The sequence below is a fragment of the Kouleothrix sp. 19917 genome, assembly GCF_057073505.1.
This window is the reverse complement of the sequence record NZ_CP097099.1, coordinates 1,179,464-1,193,096: the sequence shown is the minus strand read 5'-3', so window position 1 is coordinate 1,193,096 and position 13,633 is coordinate 1,179,464. Positions and strand designations below refer to the sequence as shown.

The 13,633-nt window shown below is 63.3% G+C and carries 8 protein-coding genes; 3 read left to right on the top strand and 5 right to left on the bottom strand.

Translation table 11 applies throughout. The features are described 5' to 3' along the window. Nucleotides 1–52: 52 nt before the first annotated feature. The 5 genes from M1P90_RS04695 to M1P90_RS04675 form a co-directional block, all read right to left on the bottom strand. The gene (locus M1P90_RS04695) at nucleotides 53–1,060 is read right to left on the bottom strand and encodes a phytanoyl-CoA dioxygenase family protein (protein ID WP_483701495.1); all 1,008 of its coding nucleotides are present in this window, start codon (nucleotides 1,058–1,060) and stop codon (nucleotides 53–55) included. A 149-nt stretch (nucleotides 1,061–1,209) separates the two neighbouring features. Further along, a complete protein-coding gene (locus tag M1P90_RS04690; protein ID WP_483701494.1) occupies nucleotides 1,210–2,424 on the bottom strand; it encodes an MFS transporter in 1,215 nt (404 codons plus the stop codon). Between the two features lie 119 nt (nucleotides 2,425–2,543). Continuing rightward, nucleotides 2,544–3,194 (bottom strand): ThuA domain-containing protein, encoded by a 651-nt coding sequence (locus M1P90_RS04685; protein ID WP_483701493.1) that lies wholly within the window; start codon nucleotides 3,192–3,194, stop codon nucleotides 2,544–2,546. 314 nt (nucleotides 3,195–3,508) lie between these two features. Continuing rightward, nucleotides 3,509–4,120: an SAM-dependent methyltransferase gene (locus tag M1P90_RS04680; protein WP_483701492.1), complete on the bottom strand. Its 612-nt coding sequence runs from the start codon at nucleotides 4,118–4,120 to the stop codon at nucleotides 3,509–3,511. A 238-nt stretch (nucleotides 4,121–4,358) separates the two neighbouring features. Beyond that, a complete protein-coding gene (locus tag M1P90_RS04675) occupies nucleotides 4,359–9,416 on the bottom strand; it encodes an AfsR/SARP family transcriptional regulator (RefSeq protein ID WP_483701491.1) in 5,058 nt (1,685 codons plus the stop codon). Between the two features lie 120 nt (nucleotides 9,417–9,536). Between M1P90_RS04675 and M1P90_RS04670 the strand changes: the two genes are divergently transcribed. The 3 genes from M1P90_RS04670 to M1P90_RS04660 all read left to right on the top strand — a co-directional run bounded on the left by M1P90_RS04670 (nucleotide 9,537) and on the right by M1P90_RS04660 (nucleotide 13,616). After that, nucleotides 9,537–9,749 (top strand): hypothetical protein, encoded by a 213-nt coding sequence (locus M1P90_RS04670; protein ID WP_483701490.1) that lies wholly within the window; start codon nucleotides 9,537–9,539, stop codon nucleotides 9,747–9,749. A 188-nt stretch (nucleotides 9,750–9,937) separates the two neighbouring features. Continuing rightward, nucleotides 9,938–12,565 carry an Ig-like domain-containing protein gene (locus M1P90_RS04665; RefSeq protein WP_483701489.1) on the top strand — a complete coding sequence of 876 codons (2,628 nt, stop codon included), beginning with the start codon at nucleotides 9,938–9,940 and terminating at the stop codon, nucleotides 12,563–12,565. Nucleotides 12,566–12,857: 292 nt separating this feature from the next. Then, nucleotides 12,858–13,616: a MinD/ParA family ATP-binding protein gene (locus M1P90_RS04660; protein WP_483701488.1), complete on the top strand. Its 759-nt coding sequence runs from the start codon at nucleotides 12,858–12,860 to the stop codon at nucleotides 13,614–13,616. The last annotated feature ends 17 nt before the right edge of the window (nucleotides 13,617–13,633 follow it).

The window sequence follows — 13,633 nt, the reverse complement described above, 5'->3', positions numbered from 1 at the left end:
TGAATGCAAAAGCAGCCGCCCTGCGGCCCGAGCAAGCCAGCCCGCGCAGCGCCTAATGATCATCATCCTCATCGTCGTCGGCGCTCATGGCGGCGCTGTTGCGCCTGGTGCTGCCGCAGCCGCCTTCGCCGCTTGGGCGCACATGCGCGCTGGCGCGGTCCTCGGTGCCTTTCCAGGCATACGGGTCGCGCCCAGCCACCAGCACAATATCGCGGTAGTCTGCCGTGGCGATAGCCTGCTCGGGCGCGAAGCCATACCACGGCAGCAGCGATTCGGCACTCATGTAGTGGTTGACGAGCGAGCGGCGGAAGCCACCCGGCGCGTAGTTCGGCAGCGAGCGATGGAGCAGGTAGCCATTGAAAAACACCACGCTGCCGCGCCTGACTTCTACTGGCACCGCGTCGTCGTCGGTGTAGGGGAACTGCATGGCTTCGCCGGTGCAGTCGAAGCGGCGGTCGTTGTGGCGCTGCTGCGGCCAGATAATGCCGTGGCGGTGCGAGCCGGGCACGACCCACAGGCAGCCGTTTTCCACGGTCGCGTCGTCCATCGCGATCCACCCGCCCGCGAGCGAGCGGTCGCGCGTGGGGATGAAGAACTCATCCTGGTGCCAGGCCTGGCCAGGCTTGCCCGACGCCTTGATGAACAGCATGGACTGCATGCACTTGACGTTCGGCCCAATGATGCGGGTGAGCACCTCGACCAGCGCGGGATGCGCCAGCACATCGTGCATGGCCGGCGAGATTTTGTGCGGGAAGTGGATGCACAGGTAGCGCCGCAGCACTTCCACGTCGGACTCGTCGGGGGCGGCTGGCTCCAGCCCGCGTACCGCGCCACGGTCGCCCCGGCAGATCGCGGCGGCCTCGCGATTCAGCGCGTCGACGGCGTCGGCGTCGAAGGCATCTTCCACCACCAGAAAGCCATTGTCGCGGTAGAACTGCGCCGCGGCGTCGGCCATGGGCAGGCGCGTGTAGCCAGCCGGCGGCGTGCCCGCCTCCCACGACGCAAACGGGGCGAGCTGGCGAGCATTGGCCAGCGCATTCAGGCTTGGCGACTCGATCATTGAGTGCTCCCTTCTGCAAAGCAAGAACTGACGAAGGGCGTATGCGATACGCCCAGACCAAGAACGGGCGTATGCGATACGCCCAGACCAAGAACGGGCGTATGCGATACACTCAGATCAAGAACGGGCGTATCGCATACGCCCCTCGATCACGCCGCTTCCAGCCCCGGCGCTGGCTCGGATGCGCCGCGCACCGGGTTGAATACAAACAGCCCCGCGCCAGCCAGGCGGATCGCGAACACCGCCAGCACCGCGATCCGTGCGCCCCACAGATCGACGAATGGGCCAACCAGCAGCGGCGAAAGAAACGCGCCGCAGTTCATCAGCGCGGTGTAGATACCCAGCAGCGCGGTGCGCCGGCTGAGCGGCACAACCGTGTACAGCATGGTCAGGTGGCTTAGCTCGACGCCGGGCGTCACAATCCCCGAAAGCAGAGCAAACACCAGGATCAGCGTCAGGTCGGGGAAGAGCGCGATCAGCAGGAAATAGGCTGCGCTCAGCACGGTTGCGCGCGGGAGCGCCCACGCCGCGCCGCGCCGGTCGATCAGGCGCTGCCACAGCAGGTTGCCCAGAATCGCCCCGCCGCTCACCAGCCCGGCCCACAGGCCCAGCCAGCCCTCGGCGGCCCCTAGCTCGCGCACAAAATAAATCGGCTGCAGCGGCACCGACATCCACAGCGCGACGTTGAACACCAGTGTGTTGGTGGTGATGTTAACAAAAGGTCGCGGCATGCTGCGCGGCTGTGTCTTCGCCACTGCCTGCGGGTCGGCAAGCGGCAGCTCGGGCATGTTGACCTGCGCCACATACCATGTGCTGACCAGGCTGGTAAACACGCTCAGGCCATACAGCATCTGGTAGTTCATCGGGAAGGGCGCCAGCTCCAGCCAGCGCCCCAGCAGCAGCGTCGCGATGCTGACGGTTGCGCCCAGCACGATGTTGCGGGTGGCAAACAGCCGCGCGCGGCGCGCCAGCGGCACAACCTCGCCCATCAGCGGCAGCCAGCCGGCCGAGAACAGCGACGCCGCGATATTCAGGCCCAGCACCACGCCAACCATCACCGAGGCGCGGCCGGCCGGCAGCCAGGGCACGAAAATCATCAGCGCGTACAGTAACCGCGCCGTCAGCAGGCTGCCAACGATCCATGTCCGGCGGCGGCTGGTGCGGTCCATCAGCGCGGCGAAGGGAATGGTTGTGACGGCAATCACCAGGGCCGCGCCCGCGCTCAGCAGGCTGACGTGCAGGTTGCTGCCGCCCAGGCGGATCAGAAAGGCCGCGTTGAACGAGAGGCAGGCGGAATGAATGCCCGCCCAGAAGATTTCCAGCACCAGCACGCGCATGTTGCGGTCGATCTCAGATGGTTTCACGCGTTGTTCCTGGTTGTTTCAGGGGTTGATAGCAAAGATGAAAGAAAAAAGACGAACGGGAAGGAAAGCAGTTGTCGCCTTCGTCGTTCGTCTTTCGTGGATGCCAGGGAAAGAGCTGGTTAGCGGCTGGCCCAGAGCATGCCGCGCTGCATAATCGTGAGCGCTTCGGGCACATCGAAGTCGCTGAACACATGCCCGAGCGATGAGTAGAACACGCGGCCCTGGCCCCAGCGGCGCTTCCACACCACTGGCATCACTGTGCCGGCGATCCACGGCGCGTTGCCAAACTCGCCGCTGAAAGTGGTGGTGGCCAGCACTTCATTGCTTGGGTCGGTGTGCATATAGTATTGCTCGGAATGCATCTGGAAGTCGGGCAAGCCCGCCGTGATCGGGTCGTCGTGGTTGGTGATGTTGACGGTGTAGTCGATGATGTTGCCGGGGTGCGCAACCCACTGCCCGCCGACCATGAACTGGTATTCGGTGGCGTTGCGGAAAGAATCGCCCATGGTGCCGTGCCAGCCGGCCGCGCCCACGCCGCTCGCAATCGCGTCGAGCAGGCCGCGCTCCTGCTCCTTGGTGATCGTGCTCATCGTCCACACTGGCACAATCAGGCTCAGCGAACGCAGAAACGGCTCGTCCAGGTAGACATCCAGCGTGTCGACGACGGTGACATCATATTCCTGCTCGCGCAAAAACGACGCGAAGATGCCCGACGATTTTGCGGGGGTGTGGCCTTCCCAGCCGCCCCATGTGATCAGCGCTTTTTTCATACGGCCCGTTCCTTGTCAGACGAAATCGGGCCTATTGTACTCGATTGTCGGGAGAAGATCGCCGCTACAGGCACACGAGATTCAGGCAAAAATGCTGCCGATCACACATGGCTGAAGGAGAAACGACCGAGCCACAGAGAGCACCGAGAGCACCGGGCAAGAAACCAAACTCAGTGCTCTGGAAAATAGATTTCCCTGCACGCAGCTTCCAGGAAGCTGAAACCAGTTTTCTTTCAACCTGATACTCAGATGAGCTTCCTGGAAGCTTGCCTGTTGTATGAAATAGCGTATTTTCCAGAGTATTCAGTGGTGCCTTATTCGGCAGCGCGCTGCATCACGCAGAACAAGGCGCGCGGCTGCTGTTCAAGCGTGCCCTGGTAGATCGTATCGATGATAGATTGCACCTCGAACGGGCCGCTGAACAGTGCGCGAATCTGCTCGGGCGTAAAGCGATTGGGGCCGTCGGTACCGGGCTGGAGCTGGCTAAAGCACTTGAGAAAGAAGGTGCCGCCCGGCCGCAGCAAATTCGCAACCGTGGCAACATAGCCAGCGCGCTGCTCGGGCGCAAAAACATGAAAGCAGCCCCGGTCGAATATGATGTCGAATGGGCCGGCAAGCTGCGTGGCGAGAATGTCGTCCTGCTGCCAGGTGATCGCCAGTCCTTCCGCTTCGGCCAGGGCGCGCGCGCGGCGAATGGCAGTTTCCGAAATGTCGGCGGCGGTGACCCTGAAGCCGCGCCGCGCCAGGTGCATGGCCTGCGTGCCCGGCCCGGTGCCAAGATCAAGCGCGCGCCCGCCGTGCAACCCGAGCGTATCGAGCGCCGCTTTCAGGTCGTCGTCCAGCTCGGGGTAGAACCACGGCATGGTCTCAACCGCCTGCTGCTGATATCGGCTTTCCCAGGCGGGAATATGCTGCTCGGCTGACATGGTGCTCCTTTTTGCGGCACGGCTGCGCGAACGGCCTGCGCACTATTGTTTGGCGAACAATCGTCTGGTGCGCCAGCGTAGTGCATTCGAATGGGGGAAGCGTGGCGTGCGAGGTATCATACCACGATTGCGGTCCAGAATGCGGCGCGCGGCAGCCGCTGCTGACATACTGTTGCCACAGTGGCGTGCGAAACCGTGTGCGAACATGCGAGGCGCACAGATTGGTTTGTTCTTTGTTTTATGTATTGATTTCGTTATGAAGTTCCGGCAATTCCAATCCGCAGGCGACAGCCTGATCCAAAGAAAGCGCCAGCCCTTCCTTGAACGCTGCGGCCCAGGCTTCCTCGCCCAGCGCCGCGCGCACTCCCCCCACCGCTTGCTCGTTGGCGAGCCGTTCCGGAAGCGCCTGCGGCGTGCCGATCGCCGCGCGAATCGCGGTTGCGGCGCCGAGCAAACGTGCGGCGCGCTGCCCGTGGCCTTCTGCAGCCGCAACGCTGGCCAAATCTTCCAGCGTGATCGCGATCTGCCGGCGCGCGCCCAGTGCATGCTTCAGCTCGAGCGCCTGCCGGTGGAGCGCCGCCGCCCGCGCCAGATCGCCCTGGCGGCGCGCAATATTCCCCAGGTCGCCGAGCTGGTACGCCTCGACGTCGGTGCGGCCGGCCTGCCGTGCAAGCTCGAGGGCTTCCTGATGGCGCGCTGCGGCACCCGCCAGATTGCCTAAGTGATAGTGTGCCTCGCCCAGATTGCCCAGTGCGCGGGCCACTTCTCCCAGGTTACCTGCCGCACGCGACTGCAACAGACTCTGTTCCCAGCGCTCCACCGCCCCGCGCAGGTCGCCCTGATCGTAGGCCACCCCGCCGAGTGTGTTGAGTGCGCGCACGGCCCCAAGCATATCGCCGGCCTCGTGGAACAGCGCGATACTTTGCTCCAGCCAGCGTGGTGCCTGGACATGATCACCCTGTGTATTGGCAAGCAGGCCAGCCGCAGCGTACGCCTGTGCGCGCACTGCCGCCGGCACATCCGCCGCATCGGCCGACACGAGGAAGCGTTCGAGCCACTCGCGCCCTTCGCCGAGATAGCCACGAGTCAACCAAAAACGCTCCAGCGCGCCCGCCAGACGCAGCCCAAGCTCCGTTTGCTGCTGCTCGCGCATCCAGCTCAGCGCTGCGCGCAGGTTGTCGAGCGCACGATCCAGGCGCTCCAGTGCGGCTGGCTGATCTGACCGGGTGAGTTCAGGAACCGCCTGTTCGGCCAGCGCCAGGTAGTATGCTGCGTGACGTGTGCGCCTCGCCGCAGTGTCGCCACTGGCATCCAGTCGCTCGGCGGCGAACTGCCGCAGCAGCATGTGGAGCGTATACCGCCCAACGCCTATCTGCTGCAGAAGCGACTTATCGACCAGCGTGGCCAGAGTGATTGGGCGCATATCGGCGATTGCTTGCGCTGCCGCACGATCGAAGTTGCCGCGAAAAACCGAGAGACGCATCAGCGCCTGCTGCTCGGCTGGATTGAGCGAGCGCCAGGCATAGTCGAATACCACCCGCAAACTGCGGTGGCGCTCAGGCACGTCGCGGGTGCGGATTGCGAGGAAGTCCAGGTCGGCCTGAATCTCTTCGGCAATCTCGTCGGGGGTGAAGTGCCCGACCCAGTGGGCGGCCAGCTCGATCGCCAGCGGCATTCCATCCAGCAGCCGGCACAGCCGCACCACTCCGCCGCCGCCAACGTCCTGCTCCCAGCCAGGCGCGTGGCGTGCCGCTCGCTCGAGGAAAAGCCGCACGCTGGGATAACTTGTGGGGTCGGCTGCGCCCGGCTGCGGCACTGGCAAGCCCACCAGGCGCAGTATCACTTCATCGCTAAGCCCAAGCGGCTCGCGCGAAGTGGCGACAACACGCGCGTTCGGGGCGGCTTCGAGCAGCGCCTGAACAACGCTGGCGACGTCGGGCAGATGCTCGCAATTATCGAGCACGAGCAGGGCTGCGCGCTCGTGAAGCACTTCGGCAAGCTCATCCAGCGCGTCGCGCCTGCCGCTGAGCGTATGCCCAAGCGCCGCCGCGACAGCACTCACCAGCGTGTCGCACTGAAGCGCGGGGTCGTCTGCAGGCTGAACACCAGCCAGCCCGATCCACCAGACTCCATCGGCGAACTGTGGGAGCAGCTGCCAGGCAAGTGCGAGGGCCAGGCGCGTCTTGCCCGCGCCGCCGATCCCAACCAATGTCACAAGCCGAGTGTCGCCGGCCAGAAGCGTCGCAATCCGCGTTAGCTCGCCGCTGCGGCCAACCAGTGCTGTAAGCGGCGACGGCAGGTTATGCATGTTTTGAGTTTTGGGTGTTGAGTGGTGAGTTACAAGAGGTGGGGGCGGCAACACAGCATTCGAAACTGAAAACTCAGAACTTTCTTTGGCGAGCAGTTGCGCGATCGTCATGGTGCGCCCAACCGCGAAGGTTGCCGCGAAAGCCGGGTCGCCAAGTTCTTCGCGAACCGTGTCGCGCACGCGCTCGTGCTGGGTGCGATCGTAGGGCAGAAGCCGGGTTTGCAGCGCCTCCAGCAGCGCCTCGGCATGGCCAAGCAGGTGCGCCGCGCGCTCGAAGCGCCCCGTTGCCGCAGCGCTGGCCGCCAGGCCAACCAGGCAGGCCGCAACGCCTTGCTGGTCGCTCACCGCCGAATTGAGCTGCAAGCTCTCCTCGCACAAGGCCGCCGCTTCATCTGGCCGGCCGCGCCGCAGCGCCAGATAGCCGAGATGGCGCAGTGGGTAGGGCAGCGAAATACTGTTATGCTGCATGCGCAGGATCGCAACACTCTCGGCATACAGCGCCTCGGCCCGGTCATCGTCGCCCTGCGCCAGTGCGATATCTCCCAGGTACATGGAAGAGCCGGCAATGTCGTTGGTCGCCCCCAGCGAGCGATACAGTGCCAGGCTTTCTTCGCCATAAGCCCGGGCTTCGGCATGCGAGTGCTGGGCATTCGCCAGCGCGCTGAGGTAGCGCAGCGCAAACGCAACCACTGGCCGATTGCCAAGCGCGCGCCCGATCGACAGCGCATCGTCGAGCAATTCGCGCGCACGCGCCTGCTGGCCGCGCACAAACTCCAGGTAGCCGGCTGCGTTGAGCGCCCTGGCCCGCACGGTGGTGCGCTCGGCTGCTGAAGGATGCTTGAGCAGGCCGCGCAGCAGATCGATCCCCTCGGCATAGTAGCCGCGAACGCGCCAGAAGTAGCGCAGCGCCGTAACAAGCCGCAGCGCCGCTACAACACCGCCGCGCTCGGTCGCCCAATCGATTGCAGCGCGCACATTCGCATGCTCGGCTACCAGCGTTTCGAGCCAGGCGATCTGCTTGTCGCCGACGAGCTGCGCTTCGGCCTGTTCGGCCAGGTGAAGAAAGTGAGCCATGTGGCGCGCGCCAACCGCCCCGATCTCGGCGGATTGCAGAAGCTGCTCATGCGCGTAGGCCCGCATTGTTTCGAGAAGGCGGTAGCGCAGGCCTTCGGGGCGCTGCTCGGCAAGCACCAGCGATTTGTCGATCAACTGGGCCAGCAGATCGACTGTGCTGGGCTCGCCCGCATGCGTTTCGCCCGGTTCGCCAACAATGTCCTCGGCGGCCTGCAGCGTAAAGCCACCGGCAAATACTGCCAGCCGCCGGAAGGCGGCCCGTTCTGGCTCGCTGAGCAGTGTGTAGCTCCAATCGAGCGTCGCGCGCAGGCGCTGCTGACGCGGAGCCTCGTAGTTTCCGCCCGTCAGGAAGCCGAAGCGATCTTTGAGGCGCGCGGCAATCGTTTCGACAGGCATGTGCCTGGTGCGCGCAGCCGCAAGCTCAAGCGCCAGCGGCAGGCCGTCGAGCTGCCGGCAGATCTGGCTCACGGCGGGGGTATTGCGCGGGGTGAGCGCAAAGCCCGGGCTGGCAGCGCGCGCCCGCTCGACAAACAGCCGGATGCCTTCGTAATTCAGCAGCCGACTGGGATCCGCCTCCTGGATCTCGGGCGCGGAAAGCGGCGGCACCGCCCACATCACCTCGCCGGCTACCCGCAGCATTTCGCGGCTGGTCGCCAGGATCGTCAGCTGGGGGCATTCGCGCCTGAGCTGGGCGGCCAAGTCGTGGCAGGCCGCCAGCAGATGCTCGCAGTTATCCAGAATGAGCAGGAGGTGTTTCGAGCGCAGCGCCGCGCTGAGCAAATCGCCCAGCGGGTGGTTTGAAATCGTTTGCAGCCCAAGAACTTCGGCGACAGCTTGCGGCACCAGCGCCGGGTCGCGCAGCGGCTCAAGCGCAATAAACCACACGCCGTCGGGGTAGTCGGGCAGGCTGGCAGCGGCCAATTCCAGGGCCAGTCGGCTCTTTCCGCAGCCGCCCGCACCAGTGAGGGTGATCAGCCTCGCGCGGGCCAGCAGATTGCGCAGATCGGCCAGCTGCGCCTCGCGCCCAACAAAGCTAGTCAACGGAGTGGGCAGGTTATGAAAGTTTTGAGTTTTGGGTGTTGAGTGTTGAGTTACAAGAGCCGGTGCTGCCAACTCAGAACTTAATCCTGAGAACTCAGAACTTTCCCCGGCGCGCAGTTGCTCGTACAGCGCGGTCAGCTCGGGTGATGGCTCCAGCCCAAGCTCGGCTTCCAGAATGCGCCGGCAGACGTCATATTGCTCCAGGGCCGCGCCGCGCTGCCCGCTGGCCCACAGCCCGCGCATCAGCTGGGCACAGGCCGTCTCGCGCCAGGGTTCCAGCGCGAGCTGGCGGCGCGCATAGCGGCATTGCGCCGCGTAATCGCCGCGCAGCTCACACGCGGCAGCCAGCGTTTCGAGCGCGTCGAGCGCCTGCTGCTGCAACTGCTCGCGCTGGATCGTCGCCCACTCTTCGAATGGCGCGCTGTCGGGCAGGCTGAAGCCCTGGAGAAAATCGCCACGATAGAGCGCAACGGCTTCGGCCAGCCGGGCGACACAGGCATCGCAGCGTTCGGGCGCGTCGTGCGGGTGGCTGCGCGCATCGGCCAGCAGCGCCCGAAACTGCGCCACATCCAGAACCAGATCGTTCCCCGGCAGCACTTGAACATACTGGCGCTCAGCGCGCATAAAGGTGTCGCCCATCGCGCCAAGCTGGCGGCGCAGGCCGGCCAGCACCACCCGCAGGTTGTTGCGCGCAGCCTCCTCCGAGGCATCGGGCCAGAGCAGGCCAAGCAGGCTTTCGCGGCTGTGCCGGCGCTCCTGATCAACAGTCAGGTAGGCCAGCAGCGCGAACTCCTTCCGCACACGCACATCGAGCGGCTGGCCGGCGAGGCCGATACGCGGATGGCCGAGCAATTCAATCAGCAGAAGCGGCATGAGCGCCTGTCTCTTTAAAATCTGCTCCAGATCGTGCCCCAGCTAATGATCAGCAAATGGTGAGCTAATGAGGGCACGCTAGACTAGCGAAGAACGACCGATTGAGCCAGGAGAGAGCCGATGAACCGCCCGCCACCCCAAGCCTACCTGCTGCGCTTGTGGCGCGAGTATCAGGGCGCGCCGCTTCGCGTCACGCTCATTCCTGTGGGCACGCCCGAAGCGCAGCAGCACTTTTCCAGCCTGGAAGAATGCTTTGCGTTTCTGCACACACAAACCAGCATGCCAAGTGAAACGAGCGATGGAGAAACATACCAATTGTACGTCAGAGAATAGGAAATGCAATCATCTCTCACGCCAGTGTGGGATGGTAATTCTGGCATTTCGTGGCTTCCCAAACCAGGAGGAAGGATAGCGAGCAAAAGAGCTTCCTGTATTGCGCAGAATACGGCTGCCGGCAGAGTGCTGGCTCTACCATACTGATCGGCTTTGGACATAGTTTTGCAGGAGGAACAGAAGAAGTCATGAACGATCATCACACGACGCTGCTGCGCTTCATGCGTATCAGCGCGCTCCTTGCGCTGGTGCTGGCGCTGCTTGGGCTGAACATACATACTGCACGCGCCGCCAGCCTCACGGTCACGAACACCGCCAATAGTGGCGCTGGCTCGCTGCGCCAGGCCATCGCCGAAGCCACTTCTGGCGACACGATCACCTTCAACCTGAGCGGCTGCCCCTGCACGATCACGCTGGCGAGCCAGCTGACAATCGACAAGACCCTGAAGATCACCGGACCCGGCGCCAGCAACCTGACGATCAGCGGCAACAACGCCGTGCGCGCGTTCCAGGTGCCAGCCGGCGGCAACCTGAATCTCAGCGGTGTCACCATCGCCAATGGCCGCCCCACCGACTCAAACTTCGGTGGCGGCATTTTGAACTTTGGAACAGTGACGGTGACGAACAGCACCTTCTCGAACAACACCGCCATCGGTACCAGCGGTGCCATCGATAACACGAATGGCACGCTGACCATAACGAACAGCACCTTCACGGGCAACAGCGCCCTCAGCGGCGGTGCCATCGAGAACTTCCAGGGCACGGTGACGGTGACAGGCAGCACCTTCTCCGGCAATCGCGCCACCTCGTACGACGGCGGTGCCATCGAGAACTTCCAGGGCACGGTGACGGTGACAGGCAGCACCTTCACTGGTAACAGCGCCGGTGGGGATGGTGGCGGCCTCTACAACTTCTTCGAGAGTACACTGACAGTCTCCAGCAGTACCTTCACGAACAACACTGCTGGCGGGGAAGGCGGCGGCATCTACAATAGCTACGATAGTTTGAGCCTGAGGGACAACAGATTCGTCGGCAACCGGCCAGGCGGGAACTGTGGCGGTTATATATTTGCCCTCGAGCAAGACAAAGGTGGCAATCGGACCGACGACCGCACCTGTGACTTCTTCTCGGTTCCCAACGATATCAGGCTCAATCCATCCAGTGTGGCCGAAGAACGGCCCGCAGGCACAACGGTTGGTACGTTAACCACGCTTGGCCTGTATAACTTCGGCCTAAGTACCCCCCTCACTTACGCTCTGGTCAGCGGCACAGGCGACACCGATAACGGCAGTTTCACGCTTAGTGGCAATACCATCAAGACCGCTGCCAGCTTCGACTACGAGACCAGGAACAGCTACTCCATCCGCGTGCAAACGACGGATGATCTCGGCCTGACCGTTGTCAAGAGCTTCACGATTAACGTTACCGACGTGATCGAGAACCGCGCCCCAACCGCGATCATACTCGATCCGTCGAGCGTGGCCGAGAACCAGCCCGCAGGCACAACGGTTGGTACGTTCTCGACCACCGACCCGGACACGGGCAACACCTTCACCTACAGCCTGGTCGGCGGCGCGGGCAGCACCGACAACGCGAGCTTCAGCATCAGCGGCAACACACTCAAGACCGCTGCCAGCTTCGACTACGAAACCCAGAACAGCTACTCCATCCGCGTGCGCAGCACCGACAATGGCGGCTTGTTCTTCGAGCAGATGCTTACGATCAACGCCACCGACGTGAACGAGAACGTTGCACCCGTCGCCAGCAACGACACCTTTAGCACAAACGAAGACACCGAGCTGGGCGGCAATGTGCTCGGCAACGACAGCGACGGCAATGGCGACACCCTGACGGCCATCAAGCTGAGCGACCCACAGCACGGCAGCGTGACGCTCAACAGCGATGGCAGCTTCACCTACATGCCGAATGCCAACTTCAACGGCTCCGACAGCTTCACATACAAAGCCAGCGACGGCGCGGCCGACTCGAACGAGGCGACGGCCAACATTACCGTCAACGCAGTCAACGACCCGCCAATTATCGGCGAAGATACCTACAGCACGAATGAGGATACCGCCCTGACAGTTGGCGCGCCGGGTGTGCTGGGGAATGATAGCAGCCCCGATGCAGGCGCGTCGCTCACGGCGGTGCTTGTGAGTGGCCCCAGCCATGCAGCAGCCTTTGTGCTCAATTCGAATGGCTCGTTCAGCTATACGCCGGTGACAGCCTACATTGGCCCAGATAGCTTTACCTACAAAACCTATGATGGCACAACGTTCTCAAATGTGGCTACCGTCAGCTTGAGCGTTGATCGCGCTAGCGCGCCAACCTGCAATGGCCTGTCCGCGACGATTTATGTGAAGCGCGGAATGATCGTCGGCGGGCCAGATAACGGCAAGGCCTATAAAGGTAAGTTGAAAGGCTCCACTGGCAGTGATGTAATTGTTGGCACCGAAGGCAAGGACACTGTGGATGCCAAAGCCGGTGACGACACGATCTGTGGCCTTGGTGGCGACGACAAGCTGACCGGCGATGATGGCAACGATTATATGGACGGCGGGAGCGGCAAGGACACGCTGAAAGGCAGCAGCGGGGCCGACACCTTGCTTGGCGGCGATAACGACGACAAGCTCGACGGCGACGACGGCAACGATACACTCGACGGCGGCGCCGGCAACGACTCCCTCGATGGTGATAAGAACAACGACACGCTGACCGGCGGCCCAGGCAAGGATAGCTTTAAGGGCGGCGATGGCACCGACACCGCCACGGACTTCAATCCCGCCGAGGGCGATACCCGCGTCAACATTCCATAGGCAGCACGTTCGCGAGGTGGCAGGGCGCAAATCTCCCTGCCACCTCGTTGACTTGTCGTGCTCCTGCCACGCCCGGCGCATATGATGCCAGCAGAACCAAAAACTGCGAAGCAAGAACACCATGGCGTATGCGATTACGACGTATAATGGCGCGACCACCGCAACCCGAGTCGCCTGAAATATCAAGAATGTACTGATGGAGTGGCAGCTGTTCCGCGTTTGAACCGGCGGCTGCGCGATGGTGACGAAATCGCTGCGCTCGCACCCCGCCCCTGAATCGTAAGGAACCAGTATGGCGAACATTATCTCGATTCACTCGTTTCGCGGCGGCACCGGCAAATCCAACACTTCTGCCAACCTCGCCGCGCTGCTGGCCATCAGCGGGCGTCGTGTGGCAGTGATCGACACCGATATTCAGTCGCCCGGCATTCATGTGCTGTTCGGCATGAATGGCGCCACGATCGACTACTCGCTGAACGACTACCTGTGGGGGCGCTGCACAATCGAGCAAACCGCGCACGACGTGAGCGAGCAGCTTGGCATCGCTGGCGCGGGCCGCCTGTTCCTCATCCCCTCAAGCATTCAGGCCGGCGAGATCGTGAATGTGCTGCGCGAAGGCTACGACGTAAGCCTGCTCACCCACGGCTTCCGCAAGATCGCGAGCGAGCTGAACCTCGACATTCTGCTGATCGACACCCACCCCGGCCTGAACGAAGAAACGCTGTTCTCGCTGGCGATCTCGCACACCTTAGTGGTTGTAATGCGCCCCGACCAGCAGGACTACGAAGGCACCGGCGTGACGGTGGAGGTTGCGCGCTCGCTGGATGTGCCGCGCATGCTGCTGCTGGTGAACAAAACGCCGGCAGCCTTCGACGCTGCGGCCGTGCGCGCGCGCGTGGAACACGCCTATGCCTGCGAGGTCGCGGCAGTGCTGCCCCACGCCGACGAGATGATGACGCTGGCGAGCGATGGCATTTTCGCGCTGCGCTACCCCGAGCACCCGCTGACGGCGCTATACCACGGGCTGGTCGAGCGGCTGCTGGCGGAGTAGGCAACAATGACGACCGG

Bases quoted from the DNA above. Each gene is read 5' to 3' on its own strand.
- M1P90_RS04685 (WP_483701493.1), bottom strand. From the start codon at position 3,194: ATGAAAAAAGCGCTGATCACATGGGGCGGCTGGGAAGGCCACACCCCC.
- M1P90_RS04670 (WP_483701490.1), top strand. From the start codon at position 9,537: ATGAACCGCCCGCCACCCCAAGCCTACCTGCTGCGCTTGTGGCGCGAG.
- M1P90_RS04680 (WP_483701492.1), bottom strand. From the start codon at position 4,120: ATGTCAGCCGAGCAGCATATTCCCGCCTGGGAAAGCCGATATCAGCAG.
- M1P90_RS04660 (WP_483701488.1), top strand. From the start codon at position 12,858: ATGGCGAACATTATCTCGATTCACTCGTTTCGCGGCGGCACCGGCAAA.
- M1P90_RS04695 (WP_483701495.1), bottom strand. From the start codon at position 1,060: ATGATCGAGTCGCCAAGCCTGAATGCGCTGGCCAATGCTCGCCAGCTC.
- M1P90_RS04665 (WP_483701489.1), top strand. From the start codon at position 9,938: ATGAACGATCATCACACGACGCTGCTGCGCTTCATGCGTATCAGCGCG.
- M1P90_RS04675 (WP_483701491.1), bottom strand. From the start codon at position 9,416: ATGCCGCTTCTGCTGATTGAATTGCTCGGCCATCCGCGTATCGGCCTC.